We start from the raw sequence: 1923 nt of genomic DNA, 5'->3' as shown, positions 1-1923 counted from the left end.
GTTTTGGTTGTGGGTTTGGTGGTGAGGTCTTATTTAGCGTGTTTGGATGTTGGGATGGGTTGGTCTGCCGCAGGGTAGCATCAGCCCTTTAGGCGCGGCGGGATATGGGGTATCTGGGCGTGCGCACCGTTTCACGGATTTGGAGAACGCAATGATGAAGCGCGCCTGGAACAAGTGGCGATCGGGCTATATGGGCCGGCTTGTCGGTGAGAGCTTTTATGCGCAGGGCGGGCTTTACGGCGTTGCGATCCTGGCGATGATCGCGGTGGCGGTCACCACCGCCGGCTCGGCTTACATGATGGAATATATCGTTGATGCCATGACCAGCCCGGAATTGCGGGGATGGGCGCATGTCATTGCGCTGGGGGTTGTGCTTCTGTTCCTGACCAAGGCGGTGGCCTCGTATATTCAGGCCGTCTTTCTGGCGCGCGCGGGCAACCGGATTGTGGCCCAGCAGCAGGAGAAGCTGTACCGCAAGCTGGTCCGGCACGGGGTGTCGTTCTTTTCGACCAATGAATCATCGGATTTGCTGATGCGCACGACCAATGGCGCGCAATCGGCCCGGGGCCTGATCGATGTTCTGGTCACCGGGTTTGTCCGCGATGCCCTGACCCTGGTCGGCCTGATTGTGGTCATGGTGTATCAGCAGCCGGTCCTGTCGGTGATGTTCTTTGTGGTGGGCCCGGTTGCCCTGCTGGGGGTGCGGTATCTGCTGAAAAGCGTCCGCTCGATCATGCAGGCCGAGTTCAAATCGCTGGCCGAGATCATCCGGGTGCTGCAGGAGACCTCGGCGGGGATCAAGGTGATCAAGGTGTTTGCGCTTGAAGATCGCATGATCGACCGAATGGAGACCGCGATCCGGAAGGTCGAACAGCGCTCGAACGACATCGCCCGGCTGCAGGCCATTGCCAGCCCGCTGATGGAGTTTCTGGCCGGTCTGGCGGTTGCCGGGGTTCTCATTGTCAGCACGATGGGCATCGCGGGCACCGAACAGCCGACCGCGGGTCAGTTGATGTCCTTCATCACCGCTTTGCTGATGGCCTATGAACCCGCCAAGCGCCTGTCCAGGATGCGGGTCCAGATTGAAACCTGCATGGTCGGTGTCGGCCTGTTGTTCAGCCTGCTGGATCAGGAGGACACGATGGTGGAAAGCCCCCGGGCCCGTGACCTGAGTGACGGCCCCGGACAGATCACGCTGCGCAATGTGACCTTTGGCTATCAGGGCACGGTGCCGGTGATCGACAACATGAGCGCCACTTTCGAGGCCGGGAAAACCACGGCCCTTGTCGGCCAGTCCGGTGGTGGCAAATCCACGTTGTTTGGCCTGATCATGCGGTTTTACGACCCCGATCAGGGCAGCGTCGAGATCGATGGCCAGGACCTGAGGGATGTCAGCTTTGCCTCGCTGCGGCGGAAAATCTCGTATGTCGGTCAGGACACGTTCCTGTTCTCGGCCTCGGTGATGGACAACCTGCGCTGCTCGGCACCCGAGGCGAGCGATGAAGAGGTGATCGCGGCAGCCCGGGCCGCACATGCGCATCAGTTCATCACAGACCTGCCGCAGGGCTATGAGACCCCGGTGGGCGAAAACGGAACCTTTCTGTCGGGCGGTCAGAAACAGCGCATCGCGATTGCCCGCGCCATTCTGCGCAAGGCCGAAATCCTGCTGCTGGACGAGGCCACAAGCGCGCTGGACGCGGAATCGGAATCGCTGGTCAAAGAGGCGCTGGACGCCCTGACACAGGATGTCACCGTCATCGTCATCGCCCACCGCCTGTCAACCGTGCTGGAGGCAGACAAGATCATCGTCATCCAGGACGGCGCTATCGCCGAACAGGGAAACCTCGACCAACTCATGCAGAAAAACGGACCCTTCAAAAACCTCTTCGACCAACAGTTCAATAAACACAAACAAAAAGTCGC

General features: G+C 60.2%; 1 protein-coding gene. It reads left to right on the top strand.

The window, feature by feature from the left end:
- Nucleotides 1-151 precede the first annotated feature (151 nt).
- Nucleotides 152-1923: ABC transporter ATP-binding protein (locus tag ACR0J7_RS20410; RefSeq protein ID WP_480901168.1), on the top strand; the 1772-nt coding region annotated here is incomplete at its 3' end.

The sequence above is a fragment of the Ruegeria sp. O4 genome, from assembly GCF_056535125.1.
The sequence above is the reverse complement of the archived record's forward strand: the minus strand, read 5'-3'. Positions and strand labels throughout refer to the sequence as shown.